Below are 15,328 nucleotides of genomic sequence, written 5' to 3' on the forward strand. Positions count from 1 at the left end.
GCTCACCGACCGCGGCGGAGACGGCGTCGGACTTGTCGGCAGCGACCGACAGCATCGACATCGGCTCGATCAGCTCGTCGAGGTGATCGGGTTGCGGCGTGACGATGATCCACCGCCCACCGCGGCGCAGAATGCGCGCGGTCTCGTCGACGTTGCGCGGCGCGAACACCGACAGCACGACGTCGGCGCAGTCGTCGACGAATGGGAGATCGCGCCAGACGTCGGCGACGACGGCACCGGCGCCGGGAATCCTGCGCGTCAACGCGCGGGCACAGTATTTCGAGAGATCGACACCAACGCCGCGAGAGTGCTCGACGCCGTCGAGCGCGGCCGAGAGGTAGTGTCCCGGTCCGGCACCGAGATCGACGATCACCGGTGCACCCGTGTGCACCTGAACTCTGGGAACTGCTGCTGCGGCAGCCTGGGCGACCGCGTACACGACGGGATCGAGAACACCTGCGTCGTGGACGCGCAGGCGTGCCGACACCATGTCGGCGGTGTCGGACTTGAGCGAACCCGATCGACCGTCGAGCAGCGATACGTACCCCTGCTTGGCGATGTCGAACGAGTGTCGGAGCGGGCAGAACAGGCGCCTGCCGGGTTCATCGACGGTGAGAGGCTCCCCGCAGACCGGGCAGCGGAGCAGGTCGGCGACGTCGGCGATGTCGCCGACGGACCCCGCCCGTCCTGGCTGCGCCCGTGGCTCCTGAGTCAGCCGGTGACCCCGCGCAGCTCTTCACCGAGCGCCGCGGCTTCGTCTGCGGTCAGTTCGACGACGAGACGGCCGCCACCCTCGATAGGAATGCGGACAACGATCCCACGCCCCTCCTTGGCTGCTTCCAGGGGTCCATCCCCAGTACGTGGCTTCATCGCCGCCATTTCGCAAACTCCCTTCAGAGTTCTCCTCGCCGTGGTGGATTCGACGACAGCGCACGGCTGCCGTGTCAATGATACGTGTTCACTGAATCGGCCCGACCGACGGACGCGCAAACGCCTAGTCGAATTCGTCCTGCGACGTCGAATCCCCGGCACGCGCGGCGTGCGTGGAGTCAGCGTGTGTGGAGTCAGCGTGCGTGGAGTCAGCGTGCGTGGAGTCGTAGACCGACCCGCTCTCGGCCGACACCGGTTCGGCGCCGTCACGCGCCTGCAGGGTGAGCACCACTGCACGCAGCTCGTCGATTTCCGCGGCAAGCCGCTCGAGAGCCCAGTCCACCTCTCGCGGCTTGTAGCCGCGCACCGTCTGAGCGAAGACAAGGGACCGCACATCGTCGCCTGCGATACCCGCGGCGGGCAGGCGGGTCAGGGTTGTGTCGTCGTCGATCGGGGGCAATTCTTCTCCCCGACCGAACACGAACCACACGACAGCGAACACGGCGGCCACGACCACCACCATGATCAGCAGGTAGAGCAACAGCGTCTGCATGGAGAGAAGTCTATGACCGCCGTGCCGACGCTCAGATCAGCTGGCCATCTCCTCGGCCGTCGCGTCGGCGCCGCGAACGGTGTTCATCGGCGGACGATCCTCGAGATAGAGGTCGGTGGTGTGCGGGGTGAAGGTGCCGTCCGGCTCCGCGGTGAACTGGGTGAGCCCGGCCCCTGAGTCCTCGATGCCGCATCGTCGCATCAACGTGCCGACGATCTGCCTGCTCATGACGCCCAACTCGATCAGCGGGCGGTTGCGATGTGTGCGGACACCCAGATTCACCTGGCCGATGCCGGGCAGTCCATAGCGGTCGTAGGTGTCGATCAGCAGTCCGATCTCGACTCCGTACCCCGGCGCGAATGGAACGGCCGAGAGCAACTCCCGCGTGCCCGCGTACTCGCCGCCCAGCGGCTGGAGCACTGCGGTCAGCTCGGGTTTCTGCGATGCGAGCAGCGGCCGGGCCACCAGTTCGGTGACTCGCCCGCCACCGTTGGCGTCCTGGGTTGCTCCTGTCCGCAGTGGACGCCGGTAGTAGCCCTTGACGAGGTGGATCTGCGGGTTGACCAGGAGCGGTCCGAGCATCTTGGGCACGAACATCGGGTCGGGGTCGATGAGGTCGGAGTCGACGAAGGCGATGAGGTCGCCGGTGACCGCGGCGATGGACCGCCACAGCACCTCTCCCTTGCCCTTCACCGGCTCGAGTTCCGGTACGGCCTCCTCGCGGGTGATGACCCGGGCACCGGCGGCGATTGCTCGCTCCGCGGTGGCGTCGGTGGACCCGGAGTCGAGGACGACGAGTTCGTCGACGAGCGTGCCGACGAGAGGCCTGATCGTCGCGATCACATCGGCGACGGTCTCCTCCTCGTTGAGCGCGGGCAGGACGACAGACACCGTGCGTCCCTGTTTGGCAGCCACGAGTTCTTCAATGGTCCAGTCCGGCTGTTCCCACGTGTGCGTACTCGACCACGACTGTTCCTCGCCGATGGCGTCGGCGGGGGTCGGCCACATGGCTGTGCGGTCGCGGTTGTTTGAAGTGGTCGCCCTGTGGCGAGCTTGGGTTCGACGTACCTGTTCGGTCATGCGAGTCCCCTGACTGTTCGGGCGGGTGGCCGTGTTCCCGCTATTGCAGCGACCATGTCGACCACGCGACGCGTGGCGGCGACCTCATGGACGCGAAAGATCCGAGCTCCGGATGCGGCGCTCAACGCTGTCGCGGCCAGTGTCCCCTCCACTCGTTCGTCGAGGTCCACACCCAGAGTCTCCCCCACGAAATCCTTGTTGCTCAGTGCCATCAGCACTGGCCAGCCTGTATTAACAAGATCTTTTACGTGGCGTAACAGGAGCAGCCCGTGATGAGTGTTTTTGCCGAAGTCGTGTGTCGGGTCGATAACGATTGAGTCGCGGGCCACGCCCTGCGCTTCGGCCGCTTCGGCCGCCCGGGTCACCTGGGCGATCACCTCTGCCACCACATCGGTCGGTTTCTCGCCGTAGGCGACGCGATGGGGACGCGTGCGGACCTCCATGCCGCCGGTGTGTGAACACACGATCCCGGCACGCCGTGCCGCGGCGACCTTCACCAGATCGGGATCGGCACCCGCCCAGGTGTCGTTGATGAGGTCGGCTCCCACGGCGCACGCCCGATCGGCCACTTCCGCGCGCCAGGTATCCACACTGATCAGCAGATCCGGGTAGCGCTCACGGATCCACTCGACCATCGGCACGACCCGCTCGGTCTCGGTCGCGGCGTCGACCTCCTCGCCGGGACCCGCCTTCACCCCACCGATGTCGACGATGTCGGCACCCTCGGCGACGACCTGCCTAATGCGGGCCTTCGCCGCGTCGTCGGAGAACGACGATCCGCGGTCGTAGAACGAATCGGGCGTGCGATTGACGATGGCCATCACCAGGGCCCGATCGGCAGGCACGGGCCTGCCGCACAGGGTCGCGTTCATGGGAGCCAGCGTAGCGATCGCCGCCGATCACAGACCGCGGCGACCGCCTGCGCCGGCGGTTCACTGCGTGTTCAGTTCTTGGGCACCTTGGCATTCGCCACGTCGTCGGCGTAGCCGTCGTAGTACTCGACGTAGCCCTCCGAGCGGCCCTTGAGCACGTAGAGCGGATCGTCGCCGGTGTCGGTGTAGCCCTCGTCACGGAGTTCGACCTTGCGGTTCTTGAATGTCGACGTCGCCTCGAGATGGTCGACGACGCGCACGAACAGCGGGATCGCATACGACGGCAGTGCGTCGTAGAGGTGTGCCGCGAGCTCCTTGCCGTCGAGCTCACCTCCGTCGCGGAGGGTGATCGCACCCATGCCCGCCTTGCCGTCGGCTCCGGAGACCTCGACCCCGAACACGACGGACTGGCCGACCTGACCGAACCCGTCGAGTCCCGCCTCGACCTGCGTCGTCGCAACGTTCTCGCCCTTCCAGCGGAACGTGTCGCCGAGGCGATCGACGAAGGCGATGTGGAAGAAGCCCTGATCGCGGACGAGGTCGCCAGAGTTGAACCACTCGTCGCCATCCTTGAAGGCATCGCGGACGATCTTCTTCTCGGTCTCCGAGGGATCGGTGTAGCCGTCGATCGGGACGCGGTCATTGATGCCGGAGATCAGCAATCCGATGCCGCCGCGCTTGACCTTGGTCAGTCGGCCGTCGGCGTTGCGCTGAGGCTTGCCCTCGTCGTCGTACTCGACGATCGCGTACGGCAGTGGGCAGAACCCGGCGGTGCGCTCGACACTGAAGGCATTGACGAAGACCAGGTTGAGTTCGCTCGCGCCGTAGAACTCGACGATGCGCTCGATCCCGAAGCGTCGCTGGAACTCGTCCCAGATGTCGGGGCGCATGCCGTTGCCGACGATGAGCCGGACGTCGTGTGCGCGGTCGGTCGGCTTCTCGGGCTGAGCGAGCAGGTACCTGCAGAGCTCCCCGATGTAGCAGAACGCCGTGGCGCGATTGCGGATGACGTCGTCCCAGAATTTCGACGCCGAGAAGTGCTTGCCGATCGCGATGCAGGCGCCCGCCGCGAGGACAGACGAGAGCGAAACGCTCAGCGCGTTGTTGTGATAGAGCGGCAGCGGAACGTACATGGTGTCGCTGTGCTTGAGGCGGACGGCGAGCCCACCGATTCCGGAAAGGCTTGCCAGCCAACGGTTGTGGCTCATCACGCTCGCCTTGGGCATGCCCGTCGTGCCCGAGGTGAAGATGTAGAACGCCTCGGTGGAGGCCGGCAGGTCCGCAGTGACCGAGGGGTTGGTTTCCGGTTTCCCGTCGGCTTCCTTCTCGAACTGCTCAAAGTCGTAGACATGCGTCGGCAGGGCGTCGGCATCGATGGACTCGAGGGCCTCGCTGCAGTCGGGGTCGAAGACCAGGACACGTGCGCCGAGCAGCTTCACACTGTGTTCGAGAACGTCGCCGCGCTGGTTGTAGTTCAGCATTCCGGCGATCGCACCGAGTTTGACCGTCGCGAGCATGAGCAACAGGTCCGTCGGGCAGTTCTTCGACAGGATCGCGACGACGTCGCCCTTGGTCACCCCGTCCTCTTGGAGCACCCCGGCGAACCTGTTCACATGTCGGTTGGCCTCGCCGTAGGTGATGGTCTTGCCCTCGAAGCGGATGAACGGACGCTCCGGATGATCGGCCGCACGCTTGGCGAAGATCGAGCCGATCGTGCGCTTGGCATCGGGCGGGCGCCTGATCAGACCCGGCGCGTTCTTGATCATGCCGACGGCGTCGGGAGCCATCTTGGCGACACCCTTCAACACGTCCGATATTCCGACGACCTTGGTGGCGTCACCTGACATCTATTTCCACCCTCCGCTACGTGTGCCAACACGCGTCAAAACGTGTTCTTCGACACCTTACCGTTCAGTAGCAAACGCGAGGGCGGCCGGCACCGTGTCCGCCACTTTTAGCCGCGCAAGTGACCGCTCCGACACGAACCCCTGACCGTGCAAGTCTTGCAGCCAGTCGAGCAGCGGAGAGTAGAAACCGAATGGATCGCAGATGATGACCGGTTTGTCGTGCATTCCGAGGTAGCCGCCGGTCCAGGTCTCGAAGAACTCCTCGAGGGTGCCTATCCCTCCCGGCAACGTGATGAATGCGTCGGCGCGGTCGTCCATCAGTTGCTTGCGCTGGCGCATGGTCTCGGTGACGACGAGTTCGTCGGCATCGAGGTCGGCGACCTCGCGCTCCATCAGCGCCCGCGGGATGATCCCGACGGTCGTGCCGCCCGCCGCGCGTGTTGCCGACGCGACCGCCCCCATCATCGACACGTTGCCACCACCCGAGACCAGCGTGTGTCCCGCGGCCCCGATCGCGGTTCCGAGCTCTGCCGCGAGGTCGAGGTAGCGCGCGTCGACCGGACCCGACGCGCAGTACACGCAGATCGCGGTCATCGGGTGGGAGTCGCGTCGACGATGATCTGCACCGCTTCCTCGGGGGTGTCGACGACGTGGAAGAGGTCGAGGTCGTCGGAGGAGATCATTCCGCCCGCGAGAAGACGGTCGCGCATCCAGTCGACGAGGCCCGCCCAGTGCTCACGTCCGAGCAACACGATCGGGAAGCGCACCACCTTCTTGGTCTGCACCAGGGTGAGTGCCTCGAAGAGTTCGTCGAGCGTCCCGAACCCGCCGGGCAGACAGACAAATGCCTGCGCGTACTTGACGAACATCGTCTTGCGGACGAAGAAGTAGCGGAAGTTCATCCCGAGATCGACCCACGGGTTGAGGTGCTGCTCGAATGGCAGCTCGATGTTCAGGCCGATGGAGCGCGAATCCGTATGCGCGGCACCGCGATTGGCCGCCTCCATGACACCTGGTCCACCCCCGGTGATGACCGCGTAACCCGCCTCCCCGAGCGCCTTGCCCAACCGGACGCCGAGGTCGTATTCGGGGGTTCCCTCCCGGGTGCGCGCCGACCCGAACACCGTCACCGCCTCGGCGACGTCGTTCATCGCGTCGAAGCCCGCGACGAACTCGGATTGGATGCGCAGCACCCGCCACGAGTCGCGCATGGTGCGTTCGGCGCGCAGCGTCTGGTCGCGGGGGTCCACCCACTGCAGCAGCCGCCGGTCGGTGGTCTCGGGTCGCTGCAGATCTCGCCGGATCCGCATCGGCCCGACGTAGCAGGCACCCTCGTCGATCACCACCTCGGCGCCTGTCAGGTCGCCGCTCGCGTCGGAGTCGGTGGCGCGTTGCGGCGTGCTCGGCACAGCGTCGGACGAGGCGTCTTCAGGTACGGATGACATGCAGGTCACGCTAGCAAGCCTTCGGGTGCGGATCGACGTCGTCGGGGTCCGAGAGCCGGCAGCCCTACAGACCGCACCTCATCTGTGACGATCTACCTTCTGCACTGCCGAAGGTGTCGAGTGACAGATGAGGTGCGGATCGTCGATGGTCGCGTCGAATGCGGCGCCGACGAATCCGCGACCGCCGTCAGACCAGCGGCGGCGACAGTTGCGCGAAGCCCTCCTGCCGCCGGTACGGGAAGTAGGGATAGGGCGCCTCGCGTTCGGAGACCGCGTCGAGGCGGGCCACCTGGGCGTCGTCGAGTGACCAGCCGACGCTGCCGAGGTTGTCGGCCAGCTGCGTCTGCGTGCGCGCCCCGATGATCACGCTCGACACGGTCGGCCGACGCAGCAACCAGTTGAGTGCCACCTGCGGAATGCTCCGACCGGTCTGGGCGGCGATGTCGGCGAGCACATCCACGACGTCGTAGAGCAGGTCGTCGTCGACGGGAGGTCCCGCGTCCGCGGTCGCCGACAACCTAGACGGTCCGGAGGGCGTGACCCCACGACGCAGCTTGCCCGTCAACCGACCCCAGCCGAGTGGACTCCACACGATCGCGCCGACACCCTCGGCCACTCCGAGCGGCATCAGCTCCCACTCGTAGTCGCGACCGATGAGTGAGTAGTAGACCTGGTGCGCGACATAGCGGGCGCGCGCCCGACGCTCGGCTACCGCGAGCGACGACATCAGTTGCCACCCACTGAAATTCGACACTCCGACATAGCGGATCTTGCCCGCGCGCACGAGGTCGTCGAGGGCGTCGACCGTCTCCTCGATCGGCGTGCGGGCGTCGAACGCATGGAGTTGGAAGAGGTCGATGCGATCGGTGTCGAGTCGTCGGAGCGCGGCATCGACCGCACCTATCAGGCGTGATCGCGACGTTCCGGCGTCGGTCGGCCGCGTTCCGGTCGGCAGTGCGGCCTTCGTCGACACGATCACATCGTCGCGTCGCCCCTTCAACGCCGCGCCGAGGATCTCTTCCGACGCCCCGTCCGAGTAGACGTCTGCGGTGTCGAACAGTGTCACGCCCGCGTCGAGGCACGCGTCGACCATCGCCCGCGCCTCGTCGACGTCGACACTTCCCCACGCGCCGAAGAAGTCGCCGACCCCGCCGAACGTCGCAGCCCCGAACCCGACCTCAGAGACGACGAGCCCGGAATTCCCCACGGTGCGATATTCCATATTTCCTCCTTAACGGAACCAGTTTCCCGTTAAGAACGTAGCGCATGTTGCCCCTTAACGGAACCCCTGTTCCGTTAAGGGTCGACGGTGGGTACGCTCAGTTCATGGTCGACACCACGACACCGCGTCCGGAAGGTCGCACAGCACCACCGCGTCCGGGCGGTCGCACAGCGGCGGTCCGGGCCGCGGTCCTCACCGCGACCGAGGACGCGCTCATCGACGCGGGCTTCGCGAGTATCGATCTCAGCGCGATTGCCGCTGCGGCGGGTGTCGGCAAGACGACGGTCTACCGACGTTGGGGTACACCCGAGGCGTTGGTGGCCGATCTACTGCGAGAGATGGCAACACAGTCCGTATCTGCCACGCGCACAGGCAATCTCGCCGACGACCTACTGGCAAACGCACGGCTCGTCGTCGACACGCTGCGCGATCGGAGGCAGGGCCCGCTGTTCGGCGCGCTCATCGCGGCGGCCACCGGTGACGACCGCACGCGCGACGCGCTCGCCGAGTTCTACCGCACGCGGGTGAGTGAATGGGCGAGCTGCGTCGACGACGCGATCGTTCGAGGCGACATCCCCGACGACACCGACACGTCTGCGGTGATCCGATCCGTGTCGGCGCCGCTGTACTACCTGATGCTCACGGGCGTCCGCACGCCGACCGAGCACGACGCACGGGTGGCGGTCGACGCGACACTCGCCGCGCTCGACGCCGGGGTCTTCAGCACAGACACGGTCAGGACAGATACGCCCTGAGGAGTTCGGTGACCTCGGCGATCTGAGCGACAGGTACGCGCTCGTCGACGCGGTGCGCGAGGTTCGGATCACCCGGGCCGAGGTTGACGGCCGGGATTCCGAGAGCCGAGAACCGCGACACGTCGGTCCAGCCGTACTTCGCACGGAACCGACCGTGAGCGGCGTCGACCAGCGCGGCTGCGGCGGGGTGGCTGAGTCCTGGCAGCGCGCCCGGTGCGGCGTCGGTCAGTTCGAGCGTGATCATGTCGGTGTCGAGATCGTGGGCGAACACGTCGCGAACGTGGTCGAGTGCGTCGTCGACGCTGCGGTCGGGGGCGAACCGGAAGTTGATGGTCACCCAGGCGCTGTCGGGTATCACATTGCCCGCCACTCCCCCGCCGATGCCGACCGCCGACAGCCCCTCGCGATACTCACAGCCGTCGATGTTGACGTAGCGCGGCTGATAGTTCGCAAGCGTGGTGAGGACTCCGGCGAGTTTGTGAATTGCGTTGTCGCCCATCCACGATCGCGCCGAATGCGCACGGGTGCCCGACGCGGTGAGCCGAACACGCAGGGTCCCCTGGCATCCGGCTTCGATCTGCCCGGCAGTCGGTTCACCGAGAATCGCAACGTCGCCTGAAAGCCATTCGGGCAGTTCGCGTTCGAGGAATCCGAGCCCGTTGTACTCGGCCGCGATCTCTTCGCAGTCGTAGAAGATGAGCGTGAGATCGTGCGACGGATCGTCGAGAGTTGCGGCGAGATGGAGGAAGACCGCGTCGCCCGATTTCATGTCGACGGTTCCGCAGCCGTGCAGCACGTCGCCCTCGGTATCGTCGACGGTGCGTCGGCTCGGCAGGTTGCCCGCGACAGGCACGGTGTCGAGGTGGCCAGCGAGGATGACTCGGCTCGGCTTACCGCGATTCGTGCGCGCGAGAACGCGATTGCCGTGCCGGAGCACCTCGAACCCGACCGTCTGTTCGCGGAGCGCCTTCTCGACGGCGTCGGCGATCGCCGATTCGTTGTGCGACTCGCTCTCGATGTCGACGAGTGCAGCGGTCAACTCGACGGGGTCGGCATGCAGGTCGAGTTCGGCAACGGAGTTCTCGGTGGTGCTCACCTCTCCAACTTATCGCGCGTGTGCCGACCCATCGCCCCTTGTGCACCGTCGGGATGGCACAGGCGACGGCCTCAGAGGTCGATCGTGTCCAGATGCCACTCCACGGACTCGAACGCGGGCATCTCGCGACCGTCGTCGACGCCGATCTCGCGTGCGATGGCGGCTTCGAGCGCGTTGCTCATCGCCATGACCAGGTCGTCGTTGCGGCCCTTGACGGCGCCGAGATTGTTCATCTCGCCGGGATCGGTGCGCAGATCGTAGAGTTCGACGTCGTTGTGCTCGTAGAGTTCGTCGATGTCGGCGGGAACGTGCCGTTGAATCGGCGCGAAGTAGCGGGTGAACTTGTACCGGCCGTCGAAGACCGTGCGCAGACTGCCGCGCTTGGTGAAGTCGGGTTGCCAGCCCGATGCGAACAACTCCGCCTGCGGATCCTTGCCTGCCGCCTTGAGTTCGACGACGGCACGAATCGTCTCGGCGTCGTTGGTCGCGATCCCACTGTAGGTGTAAAGGATTGCATCGCGCCTGCTGTGCAGTTCGGCCGACGCCGGGTCCGATAGCGCCTCGGAGAAGTCGCATCCGGGGAGGTCACGCCCGGCGAACTCAGATGCGTTGGTCGATGAGATTCCTGCCATCGACAACAGGCTGGGCACCAGATCGATATGACCGGTGAGCGCATTCATGCTCTGGCCACCGGCGACGTCCGGGTGGCGGACGTGCATCGGCAGATGAATGCACTCCTCGTAGGCGAACGGCCCTTTGCCGCGGAGTCCGTGCGCACCACCCATTTCGCCGTGATCGGAGGTGAAGACCACGATCGTGTTGTCGCCGAGACCGAGGTTGTCGAGCTCGGTGAGCAAGAGTTCGAGTTGGCGGTCGACAGATCGGATGCTGTTGAGGTAGAAGTCCGAATGCCGTTGCCAGCGTTCCTCTTCCAGCGGGATATGACCGAGCGTATACGCCCATGCGCGGTCGAACTCACCGTGTGCTGCCGGTCGGCCCGACTCGTCGAATCGCTGCCCGAGGCTCGACGGAAGTGTTGTGTTCCACGACTTCTCGTAGAGGACGTTGGTGGGCGCGGGCGCCGCCTCCATGAGAAGACGCCCGGTGTCCTGCACCGGCTCGCCGGGAAGATCGGTGTTGAAGTACATGATGTCGTGCGGGTTCACCAGCGACACGAACAATGCCCACGGTCGCTGCTCGTCGGTGAGGGGACGGCCCCTGTTGCGCAGCCACGCGAGCGCGGTTCCGCCGATGACGTCGTCGAACTTGTAGCCACCCAACGTCTTTCCCACCACGTCACCCGGCCACATGTAGTCAGAGAACCCGTAGTTGTTCATTTCCGCGGTGAACAGGCGCTCGGGGTTCTCGACGTCGAACGCGGCGTTGAGATGCCACTTGCCCTTGTAGGCGGTGTAGTAGCCGCCCATCCGGAGCATGTCGCCGACGGTCGGGATGTCGTAGCTCATCGGCGCCACGTAGCGCATGTCGGAGTTGTCGAACATCTTGGTGTCCGGAGTCTGCAGTCCGGTGATCATCACCGATCGCGAACTCGTGCACATCGATGCCGGGGCGTAGTGCTTCTCGAAGCTGACGCCCTCGGACTGCAGTCGTTCTCGTCCCGGCAGGTCCATGCCCTGTGGCCACGAGTCGAAGTACCGCTCTTGATCGGTGAAGACGAAGACGATGTTGGGCTGAGTCATCGGTTACCTCGAGGGGTCGAGAAGCATTCTCTGTATGCTTCACTACAGAGAATGTAGCTCTTCATATAGTGGATGTCCATGAATGCACAGAGTCCTGGGTAGGCTGGCCTGGTGAGTTCCTCGTCAGAACAGCCGTCTGCACCGTCGACGCGCCAGCGACCGTCGACCGCGCAGACAGGGCGTCGCCGTTCGCCCGGATCGCGCGAGCGAATCCTCGATGCCGCAACCGAAGTCGCGTCGGAGCTCGGCTACGACGGCACCACGATCGCCCAGGTGAGCAAGCGCGCAGGGCTGCCGCCGACATCGATCTACTGGCAGTTCGCCGACAAAGACGAGATGATCGCGGCGGTCATCGAGCGCAGCTTCCAGCGCTGGGTGACGACCATCGATCTACCGACCAATCAGGCGAGGGTCCGGGCGCTGGAGATCGGACGACATGTGGCGAGTGCGCTGACACGAAGTCCCGACTTCCACCGACTCGGACTCAAACTCGCCCTCCAACGTCGGGAGAAGCAGCCGAGCGGCCGCGAGATCTACCTCAATGCCCGCGCCATCACCCACGGCCAGTTCGCCACTCTTGTTCGCGACGCCGCGCCCGAGTTGAGCGACCGCGGGGTCGACCTGGTCGCCACCTACGCCATCTCCGGCGCGGACGGTATCTTCGTCGCACGCGAGATCGACGGCGATGCAGTCGATTTCGTCGCGCTCTTCGAACTGCACGCACGGATCGTCTTCGGGGCCGCGATCGAGATCGTGTTGGCCGACGAGGCGGCGTCGACGGCCCGGTAGCAGTCGCCGAGCACCGGTGGCATGGTGGAACGCATGCTGGGAACCGTCATCCACGCGCCATTCGACGTGCGCTTCGAAGAGCTCGATCGACCCGCGATCATCGAACCGACCGACGCGATCGTCCGGCTGTCGGCGACCTGCGTGTGCGGGTCGGATCTGTGGACCTATCGCGGCATCAACGAGATCACCCACCCCGTGTCGATGGGACACGAATACGTCGGCGTCGTCGAAGAGGTCGGGTCCGCGGTCACCGGGGTGGCGCCCGGTCAGTTCGTGATCGGCTCGTTCTTCGCATCCGACAACACCTGCGACATCTGTCGGGCCGGATACCAGACCGGCTGTGTACACCGCGCGCCCGTACGCGGCGCGCAGGCCGAGTACCTCCGCGTCCCGCTTGCCGACGGCACGCTGGTCGCGACACCCGAGGTTCCCGACGACGAGATCGTGCCCGACCTTCTCAGTGCGTCCGACGTCCTCGGGACCGGTTGGTTCGGTGCTACCGCAGCCCAGGTCGGGCCGGGCAAGACCGTCGTCGTGGTCGGCGACGGCGCCGTCGGACTGTTGGCCGTGCTCGCCTCTGCCCAACTCGGCGCCGAGCGGATCATCGCGATGAGCAGGCATGAGCAGCGCCAGAAGCTGGCCCTGGAGTTCGGGGCAACCGATATCGTCGCCGAACGCGGCGACGAGGGCGTCGCGGCGGTGAAGGAACTGACGAACGGGCTCGGCGCACACTCGGTGATCGAGGCAGTCGGCACGCAGCAGTCGATGACGCAGGCCATCGATTCGACGCGGCCGGGCGGACACGTCGGCTTCGTCGGGGTGGCACACGGAGTGGAGATTCCCGGCGACCAGCTCTTCTACAAACTCGTCCACCTCCACGGCGGCCCGGCGCCCGTCCGTCGGTTCCTCCCGGATCTCATCACGCGCATCATGAGTCGAGACATCAACCCGGGCAAGGTCTTTGACCTCACACTGCCACTGAGCGACGTGGCGCAGGGCTACGCCGCGATGGACGAGCGACGGGCGATCAAGGCGTTGCTGCAACCCTGACAAACCCACCGTGTCCGAAAGGTTCATGTGCGGACCGCGGCCGTCGCATAGTGTCGCGTCCATGAGCGAAGACATCACTCCACGACCCGTTCTCAACGCCATCTCGTTCGTCGTCGCCGACATGGCGGCGACGGTCGAGTTCTATTCGCAACTCGGACTCGAGTTCGACCCCGACGCCGCGAACGCCCCACACGCACAAGCCACCGTCGCAGGCATGCAGATCATGTTCGACACCCGCGCCGTCGTGCTGTCATTCATGCCCGACTGGTACGTGCCGGAGGGAGGCCATCGCGCCGCCCTCGCGTTCGAATGTTCTTCGTCCGCAGCGGTCGACGCCGAGCACACCCGCCTTGTCGACCTCGGCTATCGATCGCTGCTCACCCCGTTCGACGCGGTGTGGGGACAGCGCTACGCGGTCATCCTCGACCCCGACGACAACCCGGTTGACCTCTACTGCGCGCTGAGCTGAGCAACGTCGGCCTCCGTTGGCACGAACGCTGTCGGAGACGCGCCCGCAAGCGCAACGAAGTCGCGGAACATGTGGGCGTAGTCGGCGTATCCGGTGCGAAATGCCACCGCTGACAGCTCGTCGTCGCCGAGCACACTCATCGCGTGCCGCATGCGGAGAATCCTGGCCAACGTCTTCGCTCCATACCCGAAGTACTGCAACGACATTCGATGCAGAGTCCGTTCGGTGACGGACAGTTCCGCTGCACATTCGGCGACCGGCACCCGACGATGCAGCATGTCGACGAGGTGCCATGACCAGAGCGGCGGGGCCGCGTGCCGATCAGCGGTGCACAACTCGGTCAGCGTGGCGACCTTGTCGTCGGAGGCTTCCAACAGCTCACACCAGCGTTCGACACGCGGTCGCTCCCACAGGGCGTCGGCGTCGACCCGCAGATCACGGAGATCCCGGGCGGGTACACCGAGCAGCCCCTGCGCATGTCCGGGAAAGAAACGAAGCCCGACCATGTCACGCGGTTGGTGCGAGACAAAAACATTCGGACGAGTGTCCGGGCCCGCGAACAACAGACTCTCACCGGTCCAGATGACGTCCATACAGCCGTCGGGAAGGATTGTCGCTTCGCCGACGTCGACGGCACCTCGCCACGCGTGAACGACTGCCACGGGTGGGGCTGATGCCGTCATTCGTCCAGTGTCGCCCACCGCAGGTTCGGGTGTCAGCCCACCGGACCCAAAGCCCTGTCGTGTTGGGACGAAAGACCCTCTCCCCCAAGCCAACCGAGGTCGAACATTGGACACGTAGACCACTCGTCGAGGAGATGATGTCCGATGTCCATCCGCCGCACGCACACCGATAACCCGCAGCACCCAGCCGCCATCGTCGGATTCGCGATCTTCCTGGTCGGTTTCGGCGCCGCACCGCTGGCCCTGACAGCGCTCGCCTTCGGGCACGGAACCGCCGCCCTGGTCGCCGCGATCGTGGCGGTCATCGGAATGGCGATCGGGATCGGCATCGTCTCGGTGATGACACAACGCCTTCATCACAGCGCGCTGCTGCCCGATGCGTCACCGAAAGAGGAACAGCACTACCTGGAGGTTTACCGCCACCAGGCCGCCTAGCGCCCGGCCACGATAGTGGTCAGCGAGGTCGAGGTCCCGAGTTGGGCGGGGCGTCGACCTCGCTGTGCTTCCTGGTCGACGGTCGTATCTTGCCCTCATCGACCATCAAAATGTGACCTTGGTAACACTAGGCTGAGTGCGTCGTCGAATCGAGGAGATGGCGCCATGACGGCTTTCCACAGATCTCACGTGTCACACGGCAATCACCCGATGGGGGTGGTCGCCTTCGTTCTCGTGCTGGCGGGCTTCCTGTCGCTGGCGATCTCGCTGACCATGTTGGCGACGGGCGAAACCACCGCGGGCATCGTCTGGGCGGTGGTCATGGTGGCGGCGTTCGCCGGTGGTGCGGCGGTGCTGATCGCACTGAGCCGACAGATGTACCACAGCGCGTTCTTCCCGGTGAACACCGAGCACGACCGCGCCGAGTACGACCACATGTATCACCAGCACTGATTCGGGTCG

Annotated in this window: 18 protein-coding genes; 6 read left to right on the forward strand and 12 right to left on the reverse strand. The window is 65.6% G+C overall.

The features are described from left to right. The 9 genes from GOSPT_RS15535 to GOSPT_RS15570 form a co-directional block, all read right to left on the reverse strand. The coding region (locus GOSPT_RS15535; RefSeq protein ID WP_373278552.1) for a putative RNA methyltransferase at positions 1–664 on the reverse strand (664 nt) is incomplete at its 3' end. A gap of 47 nt (positions 665–711) precedes the next feature. Further along, on the reverse strand, positions 712–879 hold the full coding sequence (locus GOSPT_RS23255) for a DUF3117 domain-containing protein (protein WP_004019232.1): 168 nt from the start codon (positions 877–879) through the stop codon (positions 712–714). A gap of 115 nt (positions 880–994) precedes the next feature. Continuing rightward, positions 995–1,423: a DivIVA domain-containing protein gene (locus tag GOSPT_RS15540; protein ID WP_005207357.1), complete on the reverse strand. Its 429-nt coding sequence runs from the start codon at positions 1,421–1,423 to the stop codon at positions 995–997. Between the two features lie 36 nt (positions 1,424–1,459). Beyond that, entirely contained in the window at positions 1,460–2,503 is a 1,044-nt protein-coding gene (locus GOSPT_RS15545; protein ID WP_005207358.1) for a glucosyl-3-phosphoglycerate synthase, read from the reverse strand. Then, complete coding sequence (gene folP, locus GOSPT_RS15550; RefSeq protein ID WP_005207359.1) at positions 2,500–3,375, reverse strand: dihydropteroate synthase; 876 nt, start codon at positions 3,373–3,375, stop codon at positions 2,500–2,502. The genes GOSPT_RS15545 and folP overlap by 4 nt, the downstream gene beginning before the upstream one ends. Positions 3,376–3,446: 71 nt before the next feature. Further along, entirely contained in the window at positions 3,447–5,222 is a 1,776-nt protein-coding gene (locus GOSPT_RS15555) for a long-chain-acyl-CoA synthetase (RefSeq protein ID WP_005207360.1), read from the reverse strand. 57 nt (positions 5,223–5,279) lie between these two features. Then, positions 5,280–5,816, reverse strand: coding sequence for an LOG family protein (locus tag GOSPT_RS15560; RefSeq protein WP_005207361.1), 537 nt, complete (start codon positions 5,814–5,816; stop codon positions 5,280–5,282). Further along, complete coding sequence (locus GOSPT_RS15565) at positions 5,813–6,667, reverse strand: LOG family protein (RefSeq protein WP_039856238.1); 855 nt, start codon at positions 6,665–6,667, stop codon at positions 5,813–5,815. Before GOSPT_RS15565 ends, GOSPT_RS15560 begins: the two co-directional genes overlap by 4 nt. 187 nt (positions 6,668–6,854) lie before the next feature. Beyond that, the gene (locus tag GOSPT_RS15570; protein WP_005207363.1) at positions 6,855–7,889 is read right to left on the reverse strand and encodes an aldo/keto reductase; all 1,035 of its coding nucleotides are present in this window, start codon (positions 7,887–7,889) and stop codon (positions 6,855–6,857) included. A gap of 104 nt (positions 7,890–7,993) precedes the next feature. Here GOSPT_RS15570 and GOSPT_RS15575 point away from each other — a divergent pair, with 104 nt between their 5' ends. Then, positions 7,994–8,644, forward strand: a complete 651-nt coding sequence (locus GOSPT_RS15575; protein WP_039856239.1) for a TetR/AcrR family transcriptional regulator — start codon at positions 7,994–7,996, stop codon at positions 8,642–8,644. Here GOSPT_RS15575 and dapE read toward each other — a convergent pair. Both dapE and GOSPT_RS15585 read right to left on the reverse strand, forming a co-directional pair. Continuing rightward, positions 8,625–9,740 (reverse strand): succinyl-diaminopimelate desuccinylase, encoded by a 1,116-nt coding sequence (gene dapE / locus GOSPT_RS15580; protein WP_005207365.1) that lies wholly within the window; start codon positions 9,738–9,740, stop codon positions 8,625–8,627. The two genes, GOSPT_RS15575 and dapE, sit on opposite strands and share 20 nt — an antisense overlap. A 71-nt stretch (positions 9,741–9,811) precedes the next feature. Then, the gene (locus GOSPT_RS15585; protein ID WP_005207366.1) at positions 9,812–11,440 is read right to left on the reverse strand and encodes a sulfatase family protein; all 1,629 of its coding nucleotides are present in this window, start codon (positions 11,438–11,440) and stop codon (positions 9,812–9,814) included. Positions 11,441–11,551: 111 nt separating this feature from the next. Between GOSPT_RS15585 and GOSPT_RS15590 the strand changes: the two genes are divergently transcribed. The 3 genes from GOSPT_RS15590 to GOSPT_RS15600 all read left to right on the forward strand — a co-directional run bounded on the left by GOSPT_RS15590 (position 11,552) and on the right by GOSPT_RS15600 (position 13,748). Further along, entirely contained in the window at positions 11,552–12,229 is a 678-nt protein-coding gene (locus tag GOSPT_RS15590) for a TetR/AcrR family transcriptional regulator (RefSeq protein ID WP_005207367.1), read from the forward strand. Positions 12,230–12,262: 33 nt separating this feature from the next. Continuing rightward, on the forward strand, positions 12,263–13,279 hold the full coding sequence (locus GOSPT_RS15595; protein ID WP_039856253.1) for a zinc-dependent alcohol dehydrogenase family protein: 1,017 nt from the start codon (positions 12,263–12,265) through the stop codon (positions 13,277–13,279). 61 nt (positions 13,280–13,340) lie between these two features. Then, positions 13,341–13,748, forward strand: coding sequence for a VOC family protein (locus GOSPT_RS15600; RefSeq protein ID WP_005207369.1), 408 nt, complete (start codon positions 13,341–13,343; stop codon positions 13,746–13,748). Here the strand turns inward: GOSPT_RS15600 and GOSPT_RS15605 are convergent. Next, positions 13,730–14,431: an AraC family transcriptional regulator gene (locus GOSPT_RS15605; RefSeq protein ID WP_141630904.1), complete on the reverse strand. Its 702-nt coding sequence runs from the start codon at positions 14,429–14,431 to the stop codon at positions 13,730–13,732. The two genes, GOSPT_RS15600 and GOSPT_RS15605, sit on opposite strands and share 19 nt — an antisense overlap. Positions 14,432–14,575: 144 nt before the next feature. Between GOSPT_RS15605 and GOSPT_RS15610 the strand changes: the two genes are divergently transcribed. Both GOSPT_RS15610 and GOSPT_RS15615 read left to right on the forward strand, forming a co-directional pair. Then, the gene (locus tag GOSPT_RS15610; RefSeq protein ID WP_005207371.1) at positions 14,576–14,866 is read left to right on the forward strand and encodes a hypothetical protein; all 291 of its coding nucleotides are present in this window, start codon (positions 14,576–14,578) and stop codon (positions 14,864–14,866) included. 165 nt (positions 14,867–15,031) lie between these two features. After that, complete coding sequence (locus GOSPT_RS15615; RefSeq protein ID WP_005207372.1) at positions 15,032–15,319, forward strand: hypothetical protein; 288 nt, start codon at positions 15,032–15,034, stop codon at positions 15,317–15,319. Positions 15,320–15,328: the final 9 nt, after the last annotated feature.

Source organism: Gordonia sputi NBRC 100414 (genome assembly GCF_000248055.1).
GTDB lineage: Bacteria > Actinomycetota > Actinomycetes > Mycobacteriales > Mycobacteriaceae > Gordonia > Gordonia sputi.

Bases quoted from the DNA above. Each gene is read 5' to 3' on its own strand.
- GOSPT_RS15565 (WP_039856238.1), bottom strand. From the start codon at position 6,667: ATGTCATCCGTACCTGAAGACGCCTCGTCCGACGCTGTGCCGAGCACG.
- GOSPT_RS15595 (WP_039856253.1), top strand. From the start codon at position 12,263: ATGCTGGGAACCGTCATCCACGCGCCATTCGACGTGCGCTTCGAAGAG.
- GOSPT_RS15570 (WP_005207363.1), bottom strand. From the start codon at position 7,889: ATGGAATATCGCACCGTGGGGAATTCCGGGCTCGTCGTCTCTGAGGTC.
- GOSPT_RS15560 (WP_005207361.1), bottom strand. From the start codon at position 5,816: ATGACCGCGATCTGCGTGTACTGCGCGTCGGGTCCGGTCGACGCGCGC.
- GOSPT_RS23255 (WP_004019232.1), bottom strand. From the start codon at position 879: ATGGCGGCGATGAAGCCACGTACTGGGGATGGACCCCTGGAAGCAGCC.
- GOSPT_RS15585 (WP_005207366.1), bottom strand. From the start codon at position 11,440: ATGACTCAGCCCAACATCGTCTTCGTCTTCACCGATCAAGAGCGGTAC.
- GOSPT_RS15575 (WP_039856239.1), top strand. From the start codon at position 7,994: ATGGTCGACACCACGACACCGCGTCCGGAAGGTCGCACAGCACCACCG.
- GOSPT_RS15615 (WP_005207372.1), top strand. From the start codon at position 15,032: ATGACGGCTTTCCACAGATCTCACGTGTCACACGGCAATCACCCGATG.
- GOSPT_RS15545 (WP_005207358.1), bottom strand. From the start codon at position 2,503: ATGACCGAACAGGTACGTCGAACCCAAGCTCGCCACAGGGCGACCACT.
- GOSPT_RS15610 (WP_005207371.1), top strand. From the start codon at position 14,576: ATGTCCATCCGCCGCACGCACACCGATAACCCGCAGCACCCAGCCGCC.
- GOSPT_RS15555 (WP_005207360.1), bottom strand. From the start codon at position 5,222: ATGTCAGGTGACGCCACCAAGGTCGTCGGAATATCGGACGTGTTGAAG.
- GOSPT_RS15540 (WP_005207357.1), bottom strand. From the start codon at position 1,423: ATGCAGACGCTGTTGCTCTACCTGCTGATCATGGTGGTGGTCGTGGCC.
- GOSPT_RS15600 (WP_005207369.1), top strand. From the start codon at position 13,341: ATGAGCGAAGACATCACTCCACGACCCGTTCTCAACGCCATCTCGTTC.
- GOSPT_RS15605 (WP_141630904.1), bottom strand. From the start codon at position 14,431: ATGACGGCATCAGCCCCACCCGTGGCAGTCGTTCACGCGTGGCGAGGT.
- folP (WP_005207359.1), bottom strand. From the start codon at position 3,375: ATGAACGCGACCCTGTGCGGCAGGCCCGTGCCTGCCGATCGGGCCCTG.